This window comes from Labrenzia sp. THAF187b (assembly GCF_009363375.1).
Lineage (GTDB): Bacteria > Pseudomonadota > Alphaproteobacteria > Rhizobiales > Stappiaceae > Roseibium > Roseibium algicola.
This window is the reverse complement of sequence record NZ_CP045345.1, coordinates 241,505-263,704: the sequence shown is the minus strand read 5'-3', so window position 1 is coordinate 263,704 and position 22,200 is coordinate 241,505. Positions and strand designations below refer to the sequence as shown.

The following is a 22,200-nucleotide window of genomic DNA, read 5'->3' as shown; positions in this document are numbered from 1 at the left end:
TGTCGGTCACTGTGCGGCTTCCTCGTCCATGTTCGCCGGCGCTTCCGTCGCCGGGCCTGCAGCCATTGTCTGGTAGATCCCGTCTTCATCGATCTCTTCGGCCGCATAGTCGGCGACGATCCCGCCCTGTCGCATGACGAGAATGCGGTCGCAGTTCTGCAGCAGCTCGGGAAGGTCATCGGAAATGATCACGACAGCCATGCCGTCGTCCGCCAGGCGCTGAATGATGCGGAAAATCGTGTCCTTCGAGCCGACATCGACGCCGACAGTCGGGCCGTGCAGCACCAGAAGGCGTGGTTCGATGGTGAGCCAGCGTCCGATCAGAACCCGTTGCTGGTTACCGCCCGAAAGCGATTGCACCGGCACCGTGACATCGGGCGCGACCACCTGAAGATCAGTGATCTGGTCTTCGGAGAGCTTGCGCGCCTTGCGCTGGCTGATCATTCCGAAGAAGTTGCGCAGCCTGTTCAACACCGGCAGCGTGACGTTGTCCTGAATGGATTTCTCCAGGAACAAGCCTTCGGTCAGGCGATCTTCGGGAACATAGCCGACACCTTCCCTGATGGCCTCGGCCGGTGAGCGCAGGGCAACCGACCGGCCGTCCAGACGGATCGTGCCGCGCTCTGCCGGGACGACACCGGACAGCGCGAGGGCCAGCTCATTGCGGCCGGAATCCAGAAGGCCGGTCACACCCAGAATTTCACCCTTGCGTACCGTGAACGACAGGTTCTTGAAGGCGCGGCCCTGGCTCAGGCCTTCGACCTGAAGCAGCGTGTCGCCGATTTTCGGCTCGGTGCGATACCGGGCCTCGGAAATCTCGCGACCGGTCATCAGATGACCGATTTCGGCCTTGTTGGTGGTGGTCACATCGCGCTCGGCAACCTTCTGGCCGTCACGCATGATGATGGCGTGTCCACCAAGCGACTTCACTTCGTCGAGCTTGTGCGTCACGAACAGGACCGTCACGCCCTTGTCCAAAAGCTTCCGGACCACGGAAAGCAGGTAGTTCACTTCCTGCCGGGTGAGCGAAGTGGTCGGCTCATCCATGATGACGAGCCGTGCCTCTGCGGCAATCGCGCGGGCAATCGCGACCAGCTGCCGGGTTGCAAGAGGAAGCGTGTCAATTCTGCGCGTCAGGAAGGCACGGTCCGTCGGCAGATGAACCTGCTCGAGAGCCTTGGCCGCGGTTTCGTAAAGCGCCCCCAGCTTCAGCCTCCGGGCGAGACTGCCGTCTGCTTCCACGAGCTGACCTGTCAGGGCGACATTTTCGGCAACCGACAGATTGGGGAGCAGGGAAAGGTCCTGATAGACCGTCTCGATGCCCGCGCGCAGGGCACCGATGGCACCGAGATCGCCTGCGACATCGCCTTCGGTCTGCACGCCATCGATAAAGATCTGTCCCGATGTCGCCGGTTGGGCGCCAGAGATGATCTTGATCAACGTGGACTTGCCGCAGCCGTTTTCACCCATGAGATGGTAGATCTGTCCGGCACGAAGCGTAACGCTGACATCCTTCAGCGCCTGCACGCCGCCGAACGACTTGCGCACATTGCGGATCTCTAGAAAAGGCGCCGTGCCTGTCTTTTGAGACTGAGCGGGCTGGGGCTGCATGGTGACGTCCTGTGAATTCGATAGGTTCGGGGACGCGGTGTTCCCGCGCCCCCTGTTTTGCAGTCGTGTGTCAGAGGATCAGAACGGGTACTCGCCGTAGTTTTCCTTGCCGACATCAACCCAGGCCTGACCCTGAATGATGATGCCCTTGCCCGGACCCTGGCTCACCTTGACCGAGTTGTAGCCCTGCACGCCGAGGTCAGCGCCATCGGTGATTTCTTCGCCGTTGAGGATCTTTTCCGAAACGACGTTCATCACGTAGCCGGCATCCTTCGGATCCCAGAAGTAGATCCGGTCGACGGCGCCGGTTTCCAGGTAAGGTCCGGTGTCCTTGGGCAGGCCCAGGCCGAAGACGCAGGTCTGATCAGACCGGCCAGCTTCCTCGATCGCACGGCCGATGCCGATGACGTCGATTGCGGACGAGCCCTGGAAACCCTTGATGTCCGGATAGGCGCGCAGGATTTCCTTGGCCTTCTCATACGCCTTGTTGGCGTCGTTGAAGGATTCGTTTTTCGCAGCAACCAGTTCCATGCCTGGATACTTGGCTTCCGCGTTGGCCGCACCGGCATCAACCCACTGATTGTGCGTCAGGCTGCCGAGCGAGCCGACGAAGGTCGTCCACTTGCCTTCACCGCCCATGCATTCGGCCAGACCTTCGTTGATCTTGGTGCCGAACGCGGCGTTGTCGAAAGCTTCGATGTCGGCATCCGCGTTGACGATGCTGTCACCTTCATGGGCGATGACCTTGATGCCACGGCCCTGTGCACGGCGCAGCACGCCTTCCAGTGCGGACGGATCCATCGGCACTACCGCGATCGCGGAAACGCCCTTGGCAACCAGATCCTCGATGATGCGTGCCTGCTGGGCGGCATCGGCCTGTGCCGGGCCGATCTGGGTGGCGTCGATAGCCTCCTTGTCCGCATTGAAGGCATCGACGCCTTCGTTCATGCGGATGAACCAGTTTTCGCCGGTAACCTTCACGACCGTCGTGATGGTCTGCTCGTCTGCAGCCAAAGCCGGGCCGGCAAGTATAGTGCTCAGGACGAGCGCGCTTCCAGCCAGTTTCTTGACTGATTTCATAGTCTTTCCTCCACGGTTTTTTAAAGGGCTGTTCATTCTTGCGCCGCCCGGGGTGCCCTCAGGCCCGCGGCGCATCCGTTCATTGCCTTGATGGCAACCAGATGCTGAAGTTCACGCGAGCCGAGGCCAGCAGGGCGAGCAGAAGGACACCCCACGCAAGGTCGCGAAAGAAGTTCGAGATTCCGAGAAAGTTGAACAAGCTCGACAGGATCTGCAGCGCCGTTGCCGCAAGAAGAACGCACAGCACCTTGCCGTATCCGCCTTCCGGCTTCACCCCACCCAAAACCGCAATCAGGATCGCGATGAGGACATAGGAGCTGCCGTAGTCCCATTTGACGGACAGATTGCGTGAAGCAATGACGACACCCGCGATCGAGGCCAGAATTCCGCAGATCGTATAGGTGATCACGATCATGCGGCGGGCCGGAATACCGCCATAGTGAGCGGCCTTGGCATTCGACCCGAGCAGCATCAGCTTCACACCGAAGGGCGTATAGCGCAGGACATAGGCAATCAGCGCGGCCACCACGACAAACAGCGTGAAGCACAGGGGAACGCCGAGAACGGGCAGGTTTCCGAAGCTGTCGAGCGGCGGAATATATCCGAGGCTGAGCGCCGATCCGTTGGTCAGCCAGACGGCGACACCGGTGAACAGCAGCTGGGTGCCGAGTGTCGCGATCAGCGGCGTCAGACCGGCAAAGGCGATGACTATTCCATTCAGAAGACCACCGACGAGACCGACCGCAATTGCAACGCCGGCGAACGTCCAGGAGAACAGCAGCGGATCATCACCCGGCACGACAAGCGTACGAACGACCAGAAACGAAACGATGCCGGAAAGATTGGCCAGGGCGATGCCGGAAAGATCGATGCCGCCGTTCCCGGAGATCATGGCCAGGGTCACGCCAAGTGCCAGCAGGCCGAGCTCCGGTACCTGGGCAGCCATGATCTGCAGGTTATAGCTGTCGATAAAATTGGCACCTGCAAGCAGGGCACCGGTGACCAGCACGATCACATTGATCAGCGCCAAAAACACCGTCTGTCGGTCAGCTCTAGGCAACAATCTTTCCTCCCAGGGGCCGGAGCGTTTGCACTCCGGATCGTTAATTGTATTTAGACAAGGGTATCTGACAAATGTCAATCACTCTGATTCAAGGTTTGACAATTCACCTTTAACCCATTGTCTTTTCGTCACTTTCCACCCTTCTGCTCACCGAGTTCCGTCAGTGCAGGGGTGTGGCAGGGATGGTCGAGAAGGGTGATGAGTTCGTCGTCCAGCTTCATCAGCGAGAGCGACACTCCCTTCATGTCGAGCGAGGTGAAATACGGTCCGACGAAGGTGCGGTGAACGCCGATGCCATGCGCCTTCAGACGCTGGCGAACACGGCGTGCCAGAATGTAGAGTTCCATCGTCTGGGTGCCGCCGAGCGAGTTGATGAGGAGCGCCACGCGATCGCCGCGCACCGGTGCCATCTCGCTCAGAATGCGGTCCAGAAGCAGATCCGCGGCATCATCCGCCTTGACGATCTTCTGCCGCATCACACCGGGTTCACCGTGGATGCCGACCCCGATCTCCATCTCGTCCGGACCGACCTCGTAGCTCGGCTGACGGGTATCGGGCAGCCTTACCGGCTCCAGGGCCAGACCCATCGTGTAGGTACAGTCGGCCGCGCGCCGCGCAACGATTTCGCAGGCCTCGAGCGAGGCATTGAGATCTGCCGCAGCCCCCGCGATCTTGAAAACGAAGACGTTGCCGGCAACACCCCGGCGCGACCCGCGGGCATCCGGTGGTGACGAGGCGATGTCGTCCGTCGTCACAACCTGACGAACACGAATTCCCTCCGCCGCTGCCATTTCGGCAGCCATGTCGAAGTTCATGACGTCACCGGAGAAGTTTCCGTAGATATAAAGAAGCCCGGCATCGCCATGAACTGCACGGCTCGCAGCCAGAATCGGATCAGGCGGCGGCGCGGCAAAGATGTTGCCCATGACGGCAGCATCAGCGCAGCCCTGGCCGACGTAACCCCAGAACCCGGGGTCATGGCCCGAACCGCCCCCAATGACGATGCCGACCTTGCCGGACCTCGGCCCGTTCCGCGCCATCACGGCACGATGGGTACCCGGCACCTTGGCAAGCAAGGGTTCATGCGCCAGCAAAAGACCGTCGATACTCTCGTCGACAATGTCCCGTGCTTCGTTGATCAGTTTCTTGTCGCCGCCGTGATGGACGCGCGGTGCAGCCCCGTCAACGACAGGGGCCGGAACTTGCGAACGCCGCTTCGGCTCCTGCCAGCCATCCGCCGTGAGCACACCCCTTGCACTGGCGGCATCGGTGATCAGCACATTGACGTATCCGCCGCGCAGCGCAGCAAGGATCGCCGAAACCTTTTCAATGCCGCCGGCAACGGCAATGCGCTGCGGGATTGCCCGCAACGCAGCAAGATCAAGGCCGATCGTCCGATCGTTGACCGGACCGATGACCGGTTCCCCGCGTGCCGAGATGAAGCGCCCGCTGACGCTGCCGACCGCGTCCTGATAATGCGCTTGCTGGTCGACCCCGTCGAGAAAGCCGCTTGTGTGAATTGTGCTTTCCGGGCGCATCGACGAAATGCCCATCACGATGCGATTGGCTTCCGAAAGAACGACCATCTGCTCCGACAGGACGGTTTCGGCCAGAAGCCGTTCGCGCATTTCCGGCGAGGATACGATGGCAGGTGCCGACAGGGGTACCCAACGAGCCCCGAGCGCTTCGGCAAGGCGGGCGGCGCAGGCCTCCGGGGTCCAGGGTATACGTGCCGTCGTGCTGCCGGACGCCTGAACGACGCGAATGTCGGCAAGGCCCGGATGGTGCAATTCCTCGGCAAGGGACAGAACAGACCGGCCCCAGGCCACTGCAATCGTGTCGCCGGCGCGCACCAGCCTCTTGAGCACCTGCGCACCTGCAGCGCCAAGCCGTTCGAACAGAGAGCGATCACCGCCTTCGCTGGGGATGACCAGGCAATCCTGCAGGTTGAAGCGGTCCTTCATGGCCTTTGCAATCATGACCGAACGGAAACGATCCGGTTCGATCTCGATATTTACCAGCCCACGCGTACGCGCATCGGCCAGATAGGTATTTACCGACGCCCGGGAAAGCCCCATGAGGTTGGCGATGTCCGCCTGGGTCATGCCGTCTTCGTAATAGAGCCAGGCAGCCCACAGCAGCGGATCGTCACCAAACCGCATCGGCATTTCACTCAGGATGGCCTTGTCGGATTTCCCGCCGGAACGCTTCACCATCAGCTTGCCTCCCCTTGCAGGAGGTTCGTGAGGCCCTCGCGCAATGCGGCAATGATGATGACTGCGGAGGCGGCTCCCGGGTCGACATGCCCGAGCGATCTTTCACCCAGTCTTGCGGCCCGGCCGACGGAGGCGACCATGGCGCGCGTGGCTTCTCGCCCTTCGCTCGCCGCCTCCAGCGCCGCATCGAGGCAAGCAACCGGGCCTGCCCCGTTCTGCTGTGCTTCTGTCACGGCGCGCGCGGCCGGTCCCCAGGCATCCAGCATGGTCTTGTCGCCCGGGGTCGCCTTGCCGCGTTGTGCAATCCCGTCGCAGAAGCAGACGACCATCTCCGGGAGACGATCGACCGAAATATCCTGCTGCGCATCAAAGGCCTGCCCAGCCCGAAGAAAGGCACTGGCATAGAGCGGGCCGGTCGTTGCACCGACGGCATTCAGGAACGAGCGTCCTGCAATCGGCAACAGGGCACCGGCCTTCACGTCCTGGTTTGCAGCCTCAACGCATGCGGTAACGACCGCAGCAAATCCGCGTGCCATGGTGTTCCCATGGTCGGCATCACCGATGGCGCCATCCAGGGCACCAAGTTCGGCACTTGCTTCGTCGATCCGCATCGAAACGATGCGGAGCAATTCGGTCATTTGCGTTGCGTTGAGGTTTGTCATGGTTCGTCTGCTGCTCCGTTTAGCCCAGCCTCTTTTCAAGTGAGTCGGCCAGTGCCACCAGGATAAGGCAGCAGGATGTCGCGCCTGCGTCCAGCACACCGCGCGATCGTTCGCCCAGACGGCTGGCACGTCCGATCTTCGCGACCAGGTCGATCGTGCTGTCACGTCCCTGTTCTGCGGCCTTGCGCATGGCGGCAAGGGCAGCAACGAACCCTTGCGATTTCGCCCCGTCAAAGGCTTCGACCGCTGGAACAAGCGTGTCGATCAGCGTCTTGTCGCCGACCTTTGCCGAACCGGTCCGGCGAACGCCTTCAAGCGCGGCATTGAGAACGGCAGAGAACCCGTCGGCATCGATGGCGGGGCGCCCCTGAACGGTCGTTGCCATTTCCTGGAACATGAAGCCGTACAATGGCCCCATGGATCCGCCGATCTCGCTCATCAGGACATCGGACAGAACGCTCATCGCCTCATCAAGTGAAAGGGACTTGCCGGAAATACGCTCCGCGGCACGACCAAACCCCTTGGCCATGTTGATCCCGTGATCACCGTCTCCGATCAGACCGTCGATTTCGGAAAGATAGGCCTTGTTCGCGACGATCACCTCGGCAACTTCCGCCACGATCTCCCGTGATCCTGCAACAGGCACAGAAGGTCCCTCGATGGTGACATCCTTTGCGACGGTGGACCGCGCTTCTTTTCGGCTTCCCCGTGACCTGTGGGTCGGAGCGCCTTCGGCAACTTCCGGCGCTTCGACTTTCCCTGTCGACATGCCCGGTGCCTCGGCGGCCATGTCCAGCAGCTCCTTCAGTTCACTGTCGAGCGCCATGACCGTCAAGGTCGCACCGATCATTTCCAGGGAGGTGAAGTAGTTGCCGACAAACGCCTTGTGCACACGAATGCCCTGCGCCTGGAGACCTGTCTCGATGCGGTTGTAGAGGACATAAAGCTCGTTCACGGGCGTGGCACCGAGACCCGAAACAAGCACGGCGACTTCCGCACCGTCCTTAAGTCCGTGATCATCGAGTACGATCTTCAGCATGTCGTCGGCCACGGCATCGGCAGAAGCGAGCTTTTCGACACGAACTCCGGGTTCGCCGTGGTGACCTATGCCGACTTCCATCGTACCGGCTTCGATCGAAAAATTGGGATGACCCACAGCGGGCAAGGTGCAGGGCCCCAGACCCACACCAACGGACCGGCAGGCATCGATTGCCTTTTGCGCGGCCGCCTGCACTTCCGTCAATGATCCGCCGAGCGCAGCCTTCGCTCCGCCGATCTTCCACATGAAGATTTCTCCGGCGACACCCCGGCGCTTTTCCCGCTCGGAAAGCGGAGCAGAGCAGACGTCGTCGTTGGCAACCACCGTAACGACCTCGATGCCGTCGGGAGCCACCATTTCCTTGGCCATTTTCACGTTCATGTTGTCGCCGGCATAATTGCCATAAAGGACGGCAACACCCTTGCCGCCATCGGCGGCGCGGATCGCGTCGGCAAAGCTCTTGGCGGTCGGTGAGGAGAACAGCTCGCCAACAGCGGTGGCGTCGACAAGGTTCCGGCCGGTATAGCCGATAAAGGCCGGCTCGTGACCCGATCCACCACCAGTGACGATACCCACACGACCTGGCCGCGGCGCTGTGGTGGACACGACAACACGGTCGTTTTCCGGATCCAGCCGGACAAGGTCGCTATGCGCCCTCACGAAGCCGGCAACGGTCTCGTCCACGAGGTTGTCTGGGTCGTTGATAAATCTCTGCATTCTCTTTCCGCTTGAAAAAACGTCACAGAAGGGCTCAGCCCCGGAAGCCATGCGCGAGACGCCTTTGAACAAAGGTCCGCGCTCGGCCAACCGAAGTTTCCGAGACAAGAGTGACGCTGATTAGCTCCTCCCTGAGCCGCCCTGAACGTGCAGGTCCGGCCTTGATGGGTCCTATGCTTCATCCGTATTTTGTCATTTGTCAAGCAAGAGTCGAATAATATCAAAAATTGACATCTTCCGTGTCGAGACGCTGTCGTCCAGCGACGCTACAGCATTGCAGCCGCAATCTCGGCCAGGGCCGGAACCGCATTCCCACTACCTAAGGTTTCGGTATCTGCACTTGTTTGGAGAACGAATTTCGATGCCGTCACTTTGACCTCGCTCCGGCCAAATCGACAGAACGGCGGGCAATGACAAATGGATCTAAGAAACTGATCTAAATGATCATTCAGACATGCGTTTTGGCTGCTCTCATAGACACAGGGAAGCGAAGGCCTTGCAGATGCCCCCAGCATCGATCGCCCTTCGCCACCCCTTGAACGCCCGACGGCACAAATTGGCACTTTCTAGTTATGAGGGTAAAATTCACCCGGATGCGGAAGGTCGAAAATCCGCCTTGGACGGACCACTTCTTCCAAGGGTGCGGCTAATGAAGAAGGTCAGCCCGATCAGTCCCGTCATGAGCGCCAGCCAGAAAAGGGAGCGTTCGGGGTGGCTGCCGATCTGGCTGAGCTGATAAGCGATCGTGGCACCGGAATAGGCGACAAACGTTGTCCAGGCAGCAGCAAAGACGGCCCAACCGGCACCGATTTCCCGAGCAATCGCAGAAAGGGTCGCAACGCAGGGGATGTAGAGCAATACGGCCAGCATGTAGGCAAATGCAGCGCTCTGGCTGCCGAAATACCTGGACATTTCGGCAAATACGGCTGGCTGGACGTTCTGTTCGCCTGCCGCGGCTTCGAAACTGGATATGTCACCGACATCCAGCCCAAGTGGATCAAGCAGGGCATCCGCAAGGCCGATCAGGGATTCGCCCAGGGCAAGCACCGTCGCTTGTGCGGTTTCCATCGGATTGGGAACCTCCTCACCTGTCGTTTCACCGGACGCGTAGAGAGCCTGCAGGGTCCCCACCACGGTTTCCTTGGCAAACATGCCGGTGAAAAGGCCGACCGCTGCCGGCCAGTTGTCGGCACTGACGCCCATGGGCTCAAGAACGGGTGTAACCTGCCGGGCTGTGAGCGCCAGTATGGAGGTGCCATTGTCCTCATTTCCGAAGCTGCCATCGGGGCCGACGGAATTCAGAAACGACAGCAGCGCAACCACGATCACGATGGTCTTCCCGGCCTCGGCAACGAATTGCCGGATCCGGGCCCAGCAGAGGCGCAGGACCCTTGAAAGCGGCGGCATCTGGTAGATCGGCAGCTCGATTGCCAGAGGCCGGGGTCGCTGCAAGGTCAGCCTGGGAGCCAGCATCCAGCCGGTGAATAGCGCTGCCGCGATGCCGATCAGATACAGCGCGAAAACAACATTCTGACCCCCAACCGGGAAGAAAGCAGCGGCGAACAGCGCATAGACCGGAAGGCGCGCCCCGCAGGACATGAAGGGCGCCATCATCGAGGTCAATATGCGCTCGGCGCGCGTGTCGAGTGTCCGCGTCGCCAGCACCGCCGGAATTGTGCATCCGAAACCGAGCACAAGCGGCAGGAAGGCGCGGCCCGACAGTCCCAGACGACGCATCACACGGTCCGCGACCACGGCTGCGCGGGTCATGTATCCACTTTCCTCCAGAAAGATCTGGCACAGGAACAGGAACCCGACCACCGGCACGAAAGTCCCGACCGTCTGAATGCCGGTACCGATCGCGCTGACGGCAATGTCGAGGACCGTGCCGGACAGCCCCAGCTGATGGAAAACGAGCGCTGGCGTATCGACAAAGGCAGCCTGACCGAGGCCGTCGAACAGATCGATGAAGACGCCGGACACATTGATCGTCAGGAAGAACAGGAGATACATCACGCCAAGAAACAGCACCGGGCCGAACCATGGCGAAAGGGCGACCCGGTCGAACCTGTCGGACAGGAATCTGCGACCCGCAGGTGGCGGCATATCTATGCGGCGCGTCAGAAGGGTTGCCTGTGCAAGGGGCGCGTCCGCCAGATACTGGTCGAGCGGCACGCCTTCCACAGGTCCGGTCTCCTCGATCAACCGGTCACGGATTTCAAGAAGGTCTTGTCTCGCGCGTTTTTCCGTCAGCCAGTCCCGTTCCATCAACCGGCGCGATGCGGCAACGGTGTTGGCGTTTTCATATTCGGGCCTGCCGTCCAGTACCTGTTGCAACGCCTCCAAGGCATCGCAGACCTTGCCGGGCAAGGATGTCTCCTGAGGGGAGGAAACGCGCTGCCGATCTTGCAGGCAACGTGCAAGCTGGTCATGCAGCTGATCGAGCCCGGAAAGTGTTCTGCCGGAAACGGCAACCACTGGAACATTCAATTGTTCGCTCAGAACCCGCGCGGCTGCGTCCACGGCAGCCGACGTCCAGCAGTCGGCCTTCGTCAGAACCGCCACGACCGGCACGCCGTTGCCACGGGCCTGCAGCAACATGGACAATCCGCGATGCGGCGCGGACAGATCCACCGCAACAATCAGGGCATCGTGCGCCACGTTGACGAGAGCGTCTCTGGCAACCCTTTCATCTATCCGCTCCGCCTGGGGAGCGGACAGGCTCGAGATTCCCGGCAGATCGACGAATTCAACGGTCAGACCCTTGATGACAGCCGTTCCGCTCTTTCGATCGACAGTCACGCCGGGCCAGTTGCCGATCGTTTGCCGGGCGCCGGTCAGCATGTTAAAAAGCGTGGACTTGCCCGAATTGGCAGGGCCGAGCAGGAAAACCCGGTACTGGGCCGGTGCACAGGGCAGAAGGTCCCGCCGAACGCAACCGGGTGCGGCACAACTAAAACAGCCCATCAGACGTCCCTCCCCCGGAAAACGTGTTCGTGTGCCTGTTCCTTCTGGCGATTGCTGTCGCAACCGCAGCCGCAGTCACAAGGAGAAAGCTGGACCGACAAGGCCAGATCCACGCCGATGGCGGCGCGAATGTCGCCACAGGCCACGATACGCGGCCGCAATCCGTTGCCGCGAAGAAGATTGATGACCGTGTCGGGTGCAAGTCCGGCCGCAAGAAGTTCCATGCGCGAGTGGCGCGTCTCGCCCAGGCAGACAACGTGATACGCCTTGCCTGGCACGGCATGCGCAAGCGTCAGAACATCCGCGCCATCGGCTGTCGGCTGCGGCGTTATTTGTCCACTCTCGGTTTGCAGGATTGGTTCAGACATTGGCGAGGCCCTTCTTGTTCCGAATAAGGGCGTAGCACCGGGAGAACCCGACCCAATTGACCATAGTCAAGTCTGACAGGGGGCCGGTCGCGGTGAAAGATCACAGATCGACCGGCAAAGGGCCACCGGAGACTAATTTCAGGCTCGTTCACCAGTCCATCGCCGCAGGCTGTCTCCCGGATCGATCCCCGCCGTTGCGAGCGCCCGGGCAGCAATCTGCCGGGTCATTTCCTCTATCGTTGAAAGGCCCAGATAAAACGGAGGCACCGGCGGTGCGACGATCGCACCCATGCGGGTAACCTTGAGCATTGCCTCCAGGTGCCCTTCGTGGAGCGGGGCTTCACGTGCCAGCAGGACAAGTGGCCTGCGTTCCTTCAGGGTGACATCTGCAGCGCGCGCCAGCAGACCCTCCCCCGTGCCGTAGGCTATGGCTGCGAGGCTGCGCATGGAACAGGGCGCGACGATCATGGCATCCATCTGAAAGGATCCGCTGGATATGGGTGCGGCGATATCCGAAGCGGCATATTCTTGCGTCGCGAGATCGTGGATTTCCCGGCGGGCCGCATCACCCAATTCAAGCTGTATCGTCCGTTCCGCCGCAGCGCTCACCGTGGTGAAGGTTTCGAGCTTGAGTGCCTTGCACAACCGCAGAAGTTCAAGTGCAATTGCCGCACCCGATGCCCCGGAAATGCCGATTGCAAGTCGTTTGCGCCGGCTCATGGGTGCACCTCGGAATCAGATGTCTGAAATAGCTGCGCGAAGAGGCTGTCAGCGCGCTTTTCCATCTCCGCCGGCATGGTCAGTTTCTCCGCAAATATCCGTGTCGTATCAGCGCCTGTCTTGATCGTCGCATCGATGCCGAGCTTGCCGCCCAGTCCCTCGCGCGGACTGGCAAAGTCCAGTTGATCGACCGGGGTGCCGGTCAGGACGAGCAGGTCGCGCTCCGGGTCGGACCGTGTCGCGACAGCCCACATGACATCGTCCCAGTTCCGGATGTCGATGTCCTGATCGACAACGATCACGTATTTGGTCATCGAAAACTGCGGCAAGAGTGACCAGAAACCCATCATCGCCCTCCGTGCCTGACCGGGATAGGTCTTGGCGATCTGAAGGATCGCCACTCTGTAGGAACAGGTCGCAGGGGGCAGATGGACATCGACAATTTCCGGAATGGCCTGTTGCAGCAGCGGGCGGAAGAGATCCGTCATGGCCTCGCCGATAACAGAGGGCTCGTCGGGTGCCCTGCCTGTGAAGGTCGACAGATAGACGCAGTCCCGGCGCATCTTCATGGCCGTCAGCCGGAACACAGGATAATCGGCGGCTTCGTTGTAGTAACCGGTGTGATCGCCGAAAGGACCTTCCAGCGCCGTCTCTCCCGGCTGGGCCTCTCCTTCCAGGACAATCTCGGAACTTGCCGGGACATGAAGATCGATCGTGTCGCAAGGAGCGAGCCTTGATGGCGCGCCGTTGAAGATGCCGGCCAGCGCCAGTTCACTCACGTTCGCCGGAGCCGGGATAACGGACGCCAGCAAGGTTGCCGGATCACAGCCGATCACCACAGCAACAGGCATTGCCTCGCCTGACTGCTGCCACTGGCGATAATGCTGGGCACCGCCGCGAAACGGCAGCCAGCGCAGGATTGCCCTGTCCTTGTCCAACACCTGGATACGGTAGATGCCGAGATTGTAGCTTCTGGGGTCGTCCTTGCCGGGACGACGGGTGACGACCATTCCCCAGGTGATCAGCGGTCCCGCATCGCCCGGCCAGCAGGTCTGTACCGGAAGCTGCGAAAGGTCCGGCTCAACCCGCTGGAGTTCCTTGGGAACGCCTGTCATCTTCGGCCTTGAATTAAGCCCTGCCTTTGCCGCCTGGACCAGGGTTCCAGCCTCCCGCCAGGAAGCGGGCGGCTGCGGGCTGCGCAAGCTGGCCAGAAACTGTCCGAGATCGGGCAGGTTTTCGGAGTGAAGACCCAGTCCGTTCGCAACGCGCTTCGAGGTGCCGAAGAGATTGATCAGAAGGGGTGCGGCAAAACCGCCCCGGTCTGCCCGGACTGGATTGGAAACCAGGACCGCGGGACCGGCACTCCCGATCACTTTCTGATGTAACGCAGTCGCTTCAAGATGAACATCCACGGGGGTGTTCAGGGTTTTCAGATCGTCCTCACAACCCAGAAAGTCCAGGAATTTCCGCAAGTTGGGAAAGGGAGGCAGGTCGCGACCGGTCTTTTGCATCGTGGTTCCAGCAAGACATGCGCGTGTGGCAACACGCTGCTCAGAGTGTCCGGCGATATCGGCAGAACGACCGATGCTCGCCTTGATAATTGTCAAGTTGGCAAGGGGCGATGCCGGTCTAGGCTCCGCTCACAGAAAGTGAGATCCGGATGCAAACACACCCCTCTTCGGAAAGCCTGCCACCACTCGTTTCCTCCCTTGTTTCGCCCCTTCCGAAACCCCCAATGGAAGCGCTGTTGTCTACCCTCACGAAACGCCTCGTCGCACGCCGTCCGGATCTGATCCGCAGGCTCGGCGACGTTGTCCAGGTGCCGATCGCGATCGTGCCGGACGATTTGCCCCACGCCTTTCTTCTGTCACTGGACGCGGACAACTCCAGGGTCCGGATCTGCGACAAGAGCCGGATCGGCGATGCCAGGGCGATCGTGCGCGCTCCCTTTCTGGTACTGCTGGGACTGCTGGACGGCACCTATGATGGCGACGCCCTGTTCTTCAGCCGTGATCTTCGTATCGAAGGCAGGACAGAGCACGTGTTGGCCCTGCGCAACACGCTGGAAGAGGCAGACCTCACCCCGGGCGAATTCTTCGGCCTGAGCGGACAATCGGCCGACTGGGTGAACACCTTCAGCGACAAGCTGCTGGGCCAGGTTCGTGCCTTTGCGCAAAAATCCGCCCAGGCTGAATCTTCCCGGCAGAAACTCTCATGAAATCCCCTGAAGCTAAACCTATGGAACTGGTTTGCCCGGCGGGAACACCCGCCGCATTACGCGCAGCAGCGGAAGCCGGTGCCGACGCGATCTATTGCGGCCTTGCAAACGAGACCAACGCGCGCAACTTTCCCGGGCTGAACTTCTCGCCGGAAGAGCTGGCGGAGGGTGTTGCCTTTGCCCACCGCAAGGGGTCCAGGGTGCTGGTCGCGATCAACACGTTTGCCCGGGCCGGAGATGTCGGTCTGTGGCGAGAGGCTGTCGATACGGCCGCGCAATGCAGGGCCGACGCGGTCATTGCCGCAGATCTTGCCGTTCTTGACCACGCGGCAAGCAACCATCCTGCCCTGAGGCTTCATCTGTCCGTGCAGGCGGCCGCCAACACGCCCGAGGCGATCCGGTTCTATGCGGACACTTTCGGGGTGAAGCGCGTCGTCTTGCCCAGGGTGCTGTCGGTGCCTGAAATCGCGAGCCTGAACAAGGAAATCAATGTCGAAACCGAGGTCTTCGTATTCGGCGGGCTTTGCGTGATGACTGAGGGCAGATGCTCGCTTTCCTCCTACGCCACGGGCAAGTCGCCGAACCTGACCGGCGTGTGTTCGCCGCCGGAACATGTCGACTACACCGAAGACGCCGACGGCAAACTTCAGGCCCGGCTCGGCGGGTTCACAATCGACAGTTTCGAGCAAGGCCAGGCAGCCGGGTATCCGACGCTCTGCAAGGGCCAGTTCACCGCGGAAGGCAAGACCGGCTACCTGTTCGAGGATCCGGTTTCCCTTAATGCCTTCGAGCTTCTCGGAGACCTTTCCAAGGCGGGTGTCACCGCGCTGAAAATCGAAGGTCGCCAGCGCGGCAAAGCCTATATCGCGGGTGTCGTCGGTGCGTTCAGGAAGGCCGTAGACAGTCTTTCAAACGGCGCTGACCCCGGTCCGGCCATCGGCGCCTTGAAGGCCTTTTCGGAAGGCGGCCGTCAGACCGCAGGCTCCTACAAGAAAACATGGCGATAAAAGATGCCGGACAATCCGAATATTGAACTTGCGCTCGGGCCCTGTTTCTTCAACTGGTCTACAGAGCGGCTTGTCGACTTCTACCGCGGCATCGCCGAGGAAGCGGACATCGATCGCGTGTATCTGGGTGAAGTCGTGTGCGGCAAGCGTATGCCGTTCACCGATGCGATCTGGCCGGACATCATGGAGATGCTGACCAAGGCCGGTAAACAGGTGGTCCTGTCGGGGCTTGCGCAACCCGTCAACAAGCGGGAACGAGAGATCCTGCGCCAGCAGGCCGGTTACGACATGCCGATAGAGATCAACGATCTGTCGATGGTCCCAGGCCGTGCCGGCCAGGAATTCACGGCCGGCCCGTTTCTGAATGTCTACAACGAAGCCAGCCTCAGACTGCTTGCCGACAGAGGAGCCACGGCCTGGTGCCCTCCGGTCGAACTGCCTCTTGTTTCGATCCAGAAAATCGCCGCGCTCGTGCCGGAGGTGGACATTGAACTATTTGCGTTCGGCAGGCTTCCACTCGCACTCTCCTCCCGTTGTTATCATGCAAGGGCACATGGGCTGCGCAAGGATGCCTGTCAGTTTGTCTGTGATCGCGACCCAGACGGAATGAACATCGCCACACTGGACGATCGCAGGTTCCTGGCGGCAAACGGAATTCAAACCCTGTCGGATGCCGTTCATGTTGCGGGCGTAACAAGCGGACAATTGCAGGCAATGGGTATCCGCCGGCTGCGCCTGTCTCCTCATTCGCTAGACATGGTGAAGGTCGCAGGAAGCTTCAGGCGGTTTCTGGACGGCGATCTGACATGTGAAGACTTGAGTGCAGAGCTCACAGGCCAAGGCCTGCCCGGCCCTGTCTGCAACGCCTATCTCGCAGGAGATGCAGGATGGAAGACAGCGACACTCCCGGCCTGAGACCGGGCATCGAAGCGCGAAGCGAACCGTTTCCGGATGTCATCGAGCAGATCCACCGTGAACTGCAACGTCTGGACATGCCCTGTACGTGCAAGGAACAACTGGACCGGACGATCGTCGCCATAGAAACCTGGAGAACCCTCAAGCTGCAGAAGGACCTGACCGGCAATATCGAGACAGAGTATGCGCAGTTGGCTGCCGGTATATCCTTCCTGAGCGATCTGGCGCTCCTCAGTCGCAAGCCGCTGACAGCGCAGGAGATGGTCGATCATGCCGAAAGCCTCAAGTTTCTGGCAGATATGGCGGATCGGTGTGCCCGGCGGCTGACGGAACTGGCCAGAATTTCCGGCAAGTCTTGAAGACCGCCGCCTTACGGCATCAGCGTTGCCACGGGATCGACACCTGCAAACAAGGGGTGCGCAACAGCCAGGACGATGTAGAGCACAAACCCTGCCGTTGCCCTTATCAGGATTGCTTGCCAGTTGACCGACACCTCTCTGGATGAACGCTTCATGTCGGCAAGCAGGCAATTCCAGGTATTGCCCATTTCCCTTTGTTTGCGCCGGTCGATCAGTCTCATGCCAGCCAGAGAGAAAACCGCAAACGTTCCGAACAGGATGACGTGTGCCAGATCTCCGTTTGGAACCACATGCGCTACCGACCACAGAAACGCAGCCACCAGGATCGGGTGACGCATCAGGCCAACGATGCCTGGGCGCTCGGGATCGAACCGGTTGTTGTGCCGCCCGCCGAAGGAGAACGGGTTTGGTGCACCGACCCCGAAGGCGAGGATCAGACAGACGGGCAGCATCATCAATACGGGTAAAAGGGTCTGCCAGGGCTCCCAGCGCCAAAGCGCAACGTATGGCGCATCACGGGCTGCCACAATCAGCCACCACAGGATCACCAGCGAAAGCAGCGAATAGCAGAGTGAAAACCCGCGCGGTGAGAGGAAGGCGACCAGAAGGGGACGTATCGGCGGCCTGACCAGAACCATGTGGGAGGCGAAAAAGACCAGGAAGGCCGCGATAAAATTGAGCCAGTTGAGGCTGGGCATGGATGGGGCGCTCTCTTCGGGAACACGTTTCCGGAACCTGGCAGCTCCGTCGATATACATGACTCTTATAGTCATAAATCCAATCCGACTTGACGATGGTCAAGACACTTGCAGACCCGCCTTGGAATCATGAGCCAAGGGCCCTTCGGCCTGTTTTATCTTCAGCTGCATTTGCCGGTCGGCCGGCAGAAACACCCTGAAAGGCAAGCTCATGATGGCAACTCATCGTTTCGGGGCATTGGGCGGCCCTAACCGGATCCCGACAGTGTTGACCGCCGGGTTCAGGTTCTTTTTCCTGTCCGCAGGCATTTTTTCGGTTTTTGCCATGTTCGCCTGGACAGTCTGGCTCGGTGTGCACGCTGCCGGAGGCACCTTTGTCTCCACACCCCTGTCCATGGCTCCGCACCTCTGGCACGCGCATGAAATGGTTTTCGGCTACACGGCTGCCGTGATTGCGGGGTTCTTCGTGACAGCGGTGCCCAACTGGACCGGAACGAAGGAAGCCGGTTCGCTGTTTGTCATTGCCAGTGGCGCGGTCTGGCTTGCGGGACGGGTTGCCATCTGGTTTTCCAACGGCATCGACCCGGTGATCGTTGCCGCGGTGGACCTTGCCTTTGTCCCGGTCCTCTCCACTGCCGTACTCGGGCGCCTCGCTCGCAAATCCCAGGCCCGCAACATGGTGTTCCTGGCTCTGCTGACGGCTCTCCTTACCGGTAATCTGATGATGCATATGGAGTGGGTCGGCTGGACGGACGACACCGCCCAGGCCGGCGTTAGAATGGGGATTTTCACCAGCACGGCCATGATCGCGATTATCGGCGGCCGGGTCGTGCCGGCGTTCACGCGCAATGCCCTGCTTCGGGCGGGCTATCAAGGGCCCCTGCCCGTGTCGCGTGTCTGGCTGGACCGGGCAGGTATCCTGCTTGTGCTGCTGACAGCTCTCGCATTCCTGCCGTTTGTGCCTGAAGTGTTGCGTGGTGGGCTTTGCCTGGCGGCCGGGCTGGTCACGCTGTTACGTCTTGCCGGCTGGCAAGGCTGGGCGGCGCGAAAGGAACCGATCCTCTGGATCCTGCATGCCGCCTATCTGCTGCTTGGGTTCGGGTACCTGGTTTACGGCGTGACTTTACTGACCGGCGAATACTCCGAAACCGCTGCCCTGCATCTGCTTGCAGCCGGCGCGATCGGCAGCATGACACTTGCAATGATGACGCGCGCCTCGCTCGGTCACGCGGGTTTGCCGTTGAAGGTTTCGAAGCCGATCGTGCTCGCCTATGTGCTTCTGATCGCCGCCGCGCTGGTGCGAAGTTTCGGGCTCGGCGCCCTCGGCTATTTCGAAACCATGTTGCTGTCGGGCGGTCTGTGGATCGTGGCCTTCGGTTTGTATGTCGGGGTCTATTTTCCGATCCTGACGACGCCTCGAACACGGAAATAACAATATTTATCAAGGCGCTCGCCACAGGTGAGCGCCTTTTTTTCATCTCCCCCGAAATCGATTCCGACACGCTTCGTGAGTTGTGGTCTTCAATGAACCCTGGATCGCGCCACGCGGATCTAGCGCCGAAATGTGAGCAGGAAAGCGAGCGTTTCCCTTCCTGTCCAAATGCTAGCTTCCATTCTTCACGCCTGTTCCACACCAAGAACGCCGCGCCTTCCTCTACAAAAGGCGCTGCCCGGATACAGCATCTCAATCCTGAACTTGGCTGGCGGTTGGTCGACACAAACGGCCCAAAGCTGCCTTTTATTGGTGGAACCGCATGCTGCGCTGAGGCCCGCTATACCAGCCATCGGCTGCTGCGTTGTCTACCTCACTGCCAAGGCCCACTCATCGGACAATGTGAGCTTTCGCCGCAGATGCGCCAATGACTGCTTTCGGGACCGCCGCGCCCACACCTATTGAATTGGCCCGCGCCAGAAAAGTCCGGGTTTTGCATATCTTGCACGGCGTGGAGCTGGCCAGTCTTGCCTCTACCGTGGGGCACTTGCCATTATTTAAATAGATATTTATATAGACAGATGTTAATTTAAGAGAGGCTTGGCATTGACACCTGATCTCGCTTTTGCCGCGCTCGCCGACCCAACCCGCCGGGCCATCATTGCGCACCTCGCGGGAGGCGAGGCTACGGTCGGAGAAATCGCCCGGCCCTTTGCCGTAAGCCAACCGGCGATTTCGCACCACCTCAAGGTTCTCGAAGAAGCTGGGCTCATCACGCGCCGGGTAGACGGCACCCGCCGACCATGCCGTCTTGCCGATGGTGCACTTGAAGAAATTGAAGGATGGCTCGCGTTGCTGCGTCGCGGCCTGGAAGCCAACTACGACCGCCTCGACGCGGTGCTCGCTGACATGGCGACGGAAGAGGCCTCAAGGAAAAAGGACTGACTATGACCAATGCCCCCCTTTCAATCAAACTCGACGGCGAGACCGACCTTACGGTTACACGCCACTTCCATGCACCGCCGGCCTTGGTGTATCGCGCGCATACCGACCCGGAGCTTGTGCAAAGATGGATGCTTGGCCCGCCTGGCTGGTCGATGCCGGTCTGTGAGATGGATGTGCGTCCCGGCGGTGCGTTCCGTCACGAATACAGCGACGGGGCTGGCGCCGGTTTTACCATTATCGGGGAATATTTGGCGCTGGAGCCCGACCGACGGATTGTCCATGTGGAACGGATGCTGATACCGGATCCCACACCGGACAACAACATCGACACACGGTTCGAACCCGACGGCTCCGGCACGAGGATGGTTCTGCGCATGTCCTTGCCCGACGCGGGGACCCGCAAGGCAATGCTCGAGACCGGCATGGCTGATGGCATGGAGGCCAGTTACGCGAACCTTGACGCGCTGGACGTTGCGGAACTTGAAAGTTGAAAGCCAAATTGATGAGCAATCACAAGACAATAACAGGTCCGGTCATTGGCGGTAAAAGCGCGGTTCTAGCAGCATCGACAGGCGCGGCTTTTCTTCTCCTAACCGCTTTGCATTTGTTGCGCCGAGAGGTTGACCCGACCTGGGTCTTCCTCAGCGATTACATGCTTGGCAACTGGGGCTGGCTGATGCGGTTTACCTTCGCAGCGATGGCTCTGGCGCTCGGAAGTTCAGCGGTAATCCTGGCCGTGCTTCTTCACGGGTGGGTCCGCTGGATTGTATCAGGCCTGCTTGGTTTGGCCGCGTTCGGAATGGTCATCGGCGGAGTATTTCCGCCCGATCCCACCGGGACTCCAATAGAGGCGCTGACAGGAACCGGAACCCTCCACGTAATCGGGGCGTCGCTGGATTTCACCCCTATCGCTGTCCTGATTGGAAGCATCGCTTTGGCACGCCAATCAGGCTGGCGCGGGTTTGCGTTGTGGCTTGTTGCGATATCCTTGTTCGCGGTTGTTGTGATGGTGGCGTTTATCATGTCCATGCCGCCCGATCATGTATTCGGACCTGAAACACACAGCGCTCTCATCGGTCGCCTGCAATGGCTAAGCTATTTTGCCTGGTTTGTTGCGCTGGCTTTTGCGGCTTACCGCGGGCGACCTGAAGAGCCCCACGCAACAAGGGGGCATTGAACCATGACTGAAGACCTTGAGAATTTCCTTGAGAGCCGTGTTCAGCAACAGTTTCACGATATCGTCCGCGCATTCGTTTCACAGATGGCGCTTGTTGCGCCAGAGGCCTCCTTTCGTATGCGCGGTGGAACGGAGACGTACTATTCAGTGCCTGTCTTCAAAATGAACAGAGACGTCGTGGCGATCAGTCCGACAAAGACTTGCGTCACCTTCTCTTTCACGAGGGGTGCCCATTTTGATGATCCATTCGACATGTTGCGCGGGTCTGGCAAGCATTCCAGAACCGTGCAGGTCAAAACCATGGAAAACTACCCGGAAGAACCGTTCCGGCACTATATTCGTCAAGCAATTGAACTGGACATGAACTGACTCGTGGCAAACGCCCGCAGCTTGTCAGGTAACGGAGCCAGACATTTGTTCGAAGTGCAGCATCTGCCAAATTGGGCTCGAAGCGGACTTGCCGTGGCACCGCATCCCGACCGAGACCTTGCCTGGCAGCTGGTTAACACAAACTGGACCATTGCTGTCATTCAACACTTATTGGTCCAGTGGCTGCTTTGCGTCACCTAAGTCGTCATGGGTTCGAGTGCTGCGCTGAGAGGCACGGCGATATGGCCTGCACTCAATCCGAATTTAGATAAAAGACGCCCCGAGCCCCGCAATAGCAAAACGTGCCTTGTGGGATCCCTGTTTCAAAATTGGCGACTTGACACTAATGACAAGGCCCCCGATTGTATCGGCCATGGTTCCCGAAGGCTGGCCGCCAACGGGATTAAAAGGGAACACGGTGAGGCGTAGCCAGAAGGCACCAAATCCGTGACTGCCCCCGCAACTGTGAGCGGCGAGCGAACCTGAAAACTCCACTGGGTCAAACCGGGAAGGATCAGGCAAGCAGCGACCCGCAAGTCAGGAGACCTGCCATTTCATCTTCAACCTCAACCCGGGCGGGGTGTCCCGGAGGAGCGAGTGACATGGCATTTCAGCGTCTGCTGACACAATTGCACAT

Annotated in this window: 20 protein-coding genes and 1 riboswitch; of the genes, 9 read left to right on the top strand and 11 right to left on the bottom strand. The window is 60.1% G+C overall.

What is annotated here, in order from left to right:
- Nucleotides 1-6 precede the first annotated feature (6 nt).
- From FIV03_RS29065 to FIV03_RS29020, 10 genes are all read right to left on the bottom strand, one after another.
- The gene (locus tag FIV03_RS29065; protein ID WP_152512277.1) at nucleotides 7-1,611 is read right to left on the bottom strand and encodes a sugar ABC transporter ATP-binding protein; all 1,605 of its coding nucleotides are present in this window, start codon (nucleotides 1,609-1,611) and stop codon (nucleotides 7-9) included.
- A 78-nt stretch (nucleotides 1,612-1,689) separates the two neighbouring features.
- Nucleotides 1,690-2,691, bottom strand: a complete 1,002-nt coding sequence (locus tag FIV03_RS29060) for a substrate-binding domain-containing protein (protein ID WP_023001443.1) — start codon at nucleotides 2,689-2,691, stop codon at nucleotides 1,690-1,692.
- 79 nt (nucleotides 2,692-2,770) lie between these two features.
- On the bottom strand, nucleotides 2,771-3,751 hold the full coding sequence (locus tag FIV03_RS29055) for an ABC transporter permease (RefSeq protein WP_286202348.1): 981 nt from the start codon (nucleotides 3,749-3,751) through the stop codon (nucleotides 2,771-2,773).
- 131 nt (nucleotides 3,752-3,882) lie between these two features.
- On the bottom strand, nucleotides 3,883-5,970 hold the full coding sequence (locus tag FIV03_RS29050) for a bifunctional sugar-binding transcriptional regulator/dihydroxyacetone kinase subunit DhaK (protein WP_152512275.1): 2,088 nt from the start codon (nucleotides 5,968-5,970) through the stop codon (nucleotides 3,883-3,885).
- Nucleotides 5,970-6,632, bottom strand: a complete 663-nt coding sequence (gene dhaL, locus FIV03_RS29045) for a dihydroxyacetone kinase subunit DhaL (RefSeq protein ID WP_152512274.1) — start codon at nucleotides 6,630-6,632, stop codon at nucleotides 5,970-5,972. The genes FIV03_RS29050 and dhaL (FIV03_RS29045) overlap by 1 nt, the downstream gene beginning before the upstream one ends.
- Before the next feature lie 19 nt (nucleotides 6,633-6,651).
- Complete coding sequence (gene dhaL / locus FIV03_RS29040) at nucleotides 6,652-8,388, bottom strand: dihydroxyacetone kinase subunit DhaL (protein WP_152512273.1); 1,737 nt, start codon at nucleotides 8,386-8,388, stop codon at nucleotides 6,652-6,654.
- 585 nt (nucleotides 8,389-8,973) lie between these two features.
- Complete coding sequence (gene feoB, locus FIV03_RS29035) at nucleotides 8,974-11,355, bottom strand: ferrous iron transport protein B (protein ID WP_152512272.1); 2,382 nt, start codon at nucleotides 11,353-11,355, stop codon at nucleotides 8,974-8,976.
- Nucleotides 11,355-11,723, bottom strand: a complete 369-nt coding sequence (locus FIV03_RS29030) for a FeoA domain-containing protein (protein ID WP_152512271.1) — start codon at nucleotides 11,721-11,723, stop codon at nucleotides 11,355-11,357. The genes feoB and FIV03_RS29030 overlap by 1 nt, the downstream gene beginning before the upstream one ends.
- Before the next feature lie 138 nt (nucleotides 11,724-11,861).
- Complete coding sequence (locus tag FIV03_RS29025; protein WP_152512270.1) at nucleotides 11,862-12,443, bottom strand: UbiX family flavin prenyltransferase; 582 nt, start codon at nucleotides 12,441-12,443, stop codon at nucleotides 11,862-11,864.
- Nucleotides 12,440-13,954: a UbiD family decarboxylase gene (locus tag FIV03_RS29020; RefSeq protein WP_286202347.1), complete on the bottom strand. Its 1,515-nt coding sequence runs from the start codon at nucleotides 13,952-13,954 to the stop codon at nucleotides 12,440-12,442. The genes FIV03_RS29025 and FIV03_RS29020 overlap by 4 nt, the downstream gene beginning before the upstream one ends.
- A 236-nt stretch (nucleotides 13,955-14,190) precedes the next feature.
- Between FIV03_RS29020 and FIV03_RS29015 the strand changes: the two genes are divergently transcribed.
- The 4 genes from FIV03_RS29015 to FIV03_RS29000 are packed head-to-tail and all read left to right on the top strand — an operon-like array spanning nucleotide 14,191 to nucleotide 16,942.
- Nucleotides 14,191-14,661, top strand: a complete 471-nt coding sequence (locus FIV03_RS29015) for an SCP2 sterol-binding domain-containing protein (protein ID WP_173014016.1) — start codon at nucleotides 14,191-14,193, stop codon at nucleotides 14,659-14,661.
- Nucleotides 14,658-15,668: a peptidase U32 family protein gene (locus tag FIV03_RS29010; protein WP_152512267.1), complete on the top strand. Its 1,011-nt coding sequence runs from the start codon at nucleotides 14,658-14,660 to the stop codon at nucleotides 15,666-15,668. Before FIV03_RS29015 ends, FIV03_RS29010 begins: the two co-directional genes overlap by 4 nt.
- Before the next feature lie 3 nt (nucleotides 15,669-15,671).
- Entirely contained in the window at nucleotides 15,672-16,583 is a 912-nt protein-coding gene (locus FIV03_RS29005; RefSeq protein ID WP_152512266.1) for a U32 family peptidase, read from the top strand.
- Complete coding sequence (locus tag FIV03_RS29000; protein ID WP_152512265.1) at nucleotides 16,556-16,942, top strand: hypothetical protein; 387 nt, start codon at nucleotides 16,556-16,558, stop codon at nucleotides 16,940-16,942. The genes FIV03_RS29005 and FIV03_RS29000 overlap by 28 nt, the downstream gene beginning before the upstream one ends.
- An 11-nt stretch (nucleotides 16,943-16,953) precedes the next feature.
- Here the strand turns inward: FIV03_RS29000 and FIV03_RS28995 are convergent, their stop codons facing one another.
- A complete protein-coding gene (locus tag FIV03_RS28995) occupies nucleotides 16,954-17,715 on the bottom strand; it encodes an NnrU family protein (RefSeq protein WP_286202346.1) in 762 nt (253 codons plus the stop codon).
- 136 nt (nucleotides 17,716-17,851) lie between these two features.
- Between FIV03_RS28995 and FIV03_RS28990 the strand changes: the two genes are divergently transcribed.
- The 5 genes from FIV03_RS28990 (at nucleotide 17,852) to FIV03_RS28970 (ending at nucleotide 21,563) form a co-directional block, all read left to right on the top strand.
- The gene (locus FIV03_RS28990; RefSeq protein ID WP_152512264.1) at nucleotides 17,852-19,072 is read left to right on the top strand and encodes an NnrS family protein; all 1,221 of its coding nucleotides are present in this window, start codon (nucleotides 17,852-17,854) and stop codon (nucleotides 19,070-19,072) included.
- Nucleotides 19,073-19,678: 606 nt separating this feature from the next.
- Nucleotides 19,679-20,017, top strand: a complete 339-nt coding sequence (locus tag FIV03_RS28985) for a metalloregulator ArsR/SmtB family transcription factor (protein WP_173014017.1) — start codon at nucleotides 19,679-19,681, stop codon at nucleotides 20,015-20,017.
- A gap of 2 nt (nucleotides 20,018-20,019) precedes the next feature.
- Nucleotides 20,020-20,508: an SRPBCC domain-containing protein gene (locus FIV03_RS28980; protein ID WP_152512262.1), complete on the top strand. Its 489-nt coding sequence runs from the start codon at nucleotides 20,020-20,022 to the stop codon at nucleotides 20,506-20,508.
- The gene (locus FIV03_RS28975) at nucleotides 20,505-21,194 is read left to right on the top strand and encodes a DUF998 domain-containing protein (RefSeq protein WP_152512261.1); all 690 of its coding nucleotides are present in this window, start codon (nucleotides 20,505-20,507) and stop codon (nucleotides 21,192-21,194) included. Before FIV03_RS28980 ends, FIV03_RS28975 begins: the two co-directional genes overlap by 4 nt.
- Before the next feature lie 3 nt (nucleotides 21,195-21,197).
- Nucleotides 21,198-21,563, top strand: coding sequence for a DUF1801 domain-containing protein (locus tag FIV03_RS28970; protein WP_055660900.1), 366 nt, complete (start codon nucleotides 21,198-21,200; stop codon nucleotides 21,561-21,563).
- A gap of 357 nt (nucleotides 21,564-21,920) precedes the next feature.
- Nucleotides 21,921-22,132: riboswitch (cobalamin riboswitch) on the top strand.
- The last annotated feature ends 68 nt before the right edge of the window (nucleotides 22,133-22,200 follow it).

Excerpts from the sequence above, each read along its gene's own strand:
- FIV03_RS29065 (WP_152512277.1), bottom strand. The coding sequence starts at position 1,611 with ATGCAGCCCCAGCCCGCTCAGTCTCAAAAGACAGGCACGGCGCCTTTT.
- FIV03_RS29060 (WP_023001443.1), bottom strand. The coding sequence starts at position 2,691 with ATGAAATCAGTCAAGAAACTGGCTGGAAGCGCGCTCGTCCTGAGCACT.
- FIV03_RS29050 (WP_152512275.1), bottom strand. The coding sequence starts at position 5,970 with ATGGTGAAGCGTTCCGGCGGGAAATCCGACAAGGCCATCCTGAGTGAA.
- dhaL (WP_152512274.1), bottom strand. The coding sequence starts at position 6,632 with ATGACAAACCTCAACGCAACGCAAATGACCGAATTGCTCCGCATCGTT.
- dhaL (WP_152512273.1), bottom strand. The coding sequence starts at position 8,388 with ATGCAGAGATTTATCAACGACCCAGACAACCTCGTGGACGAGACCGTT.
- feoB (WP_152512272.1), bottom strand. The coding sequence starts at position 11,355 with ATGGGCTGTTTTAGTTGTGCCGCACCCGGTTGCGTTCGGCGGGACCTT.
- FIV03_RS29030 (WP_152512271.1), bottom strand. The coding sequence starts at position 11,723 with ATGTCTGAACCAATCCTGCAAACCGAGAGTGGACAAATAACGCCGCAG.
- FIV03_RS29025 (WP_152512270.1), bottom strand. The coding sequence starts at position 12,443 with ATGAGCCGGCGCAAACGACTTGCAATCGGCATTTCCGGGGCATCGGGT.
- FIV03_RS29020 (WP_286202347.1), bottom strand. The coding sequence starts at position 13,954 with ATGCAAAAGACCGGTCGCGACCTGCCTCCCTTTCCCAACTTGCGGAAA.
- FIV03_RS29010 (WP_152512267.1), top strand. The coding sequence starts at position 14,658 with ATGAAATCCCCTGAAGCTAAACCTATGGAACTGGTTTGCCCGGCGGGA.
- FIV03_RS29005 (WP_152512266.1), top strand. The coding sequence starts at position 15,672 with ATGCCGGACAATCCGAATATTGAACTTGCGCTCGGGCCCTGTTTCTTC.
- FIV03_RS29000 (WP_152512265.1), top strand. The coding sequence starts at position 16,556 with ATGGAAGACAGCGACACTCCCGGCCTGAGACCGGGCATCGAAGCGCGA.
- FIV03_RS28995 (WP_286202346.1), bottom strand. The coding sequence starts at position 17,715 with ATGACTATAAGAGTCATGTATATCGACGGAGCTGCCAGGTTCCGGAAA.
- FIV03_RS28990 (WP_152512264.1), top strand. The coding sequence starts at position 17,852 with ATGATGGCAACTCATCGTTTCGGGGCATTGGGCGGCCCTAACCGGATC.
- FIV03_RS28980 (WP_152512262.1), top strand. The coding sequence starts at position 20,020 with ATGACCAATGCCCCCCTTTCAATCAAACTCGACGGCGAGACCGACCTT.
- FIV03_RS28970 (WP_055660900.1), top strand. The coding sequence starts at position 21,198 with ATGACTGAAGACCTTGAGAATTTCCTTGAGAGCCGTGTTCAGCAACAG.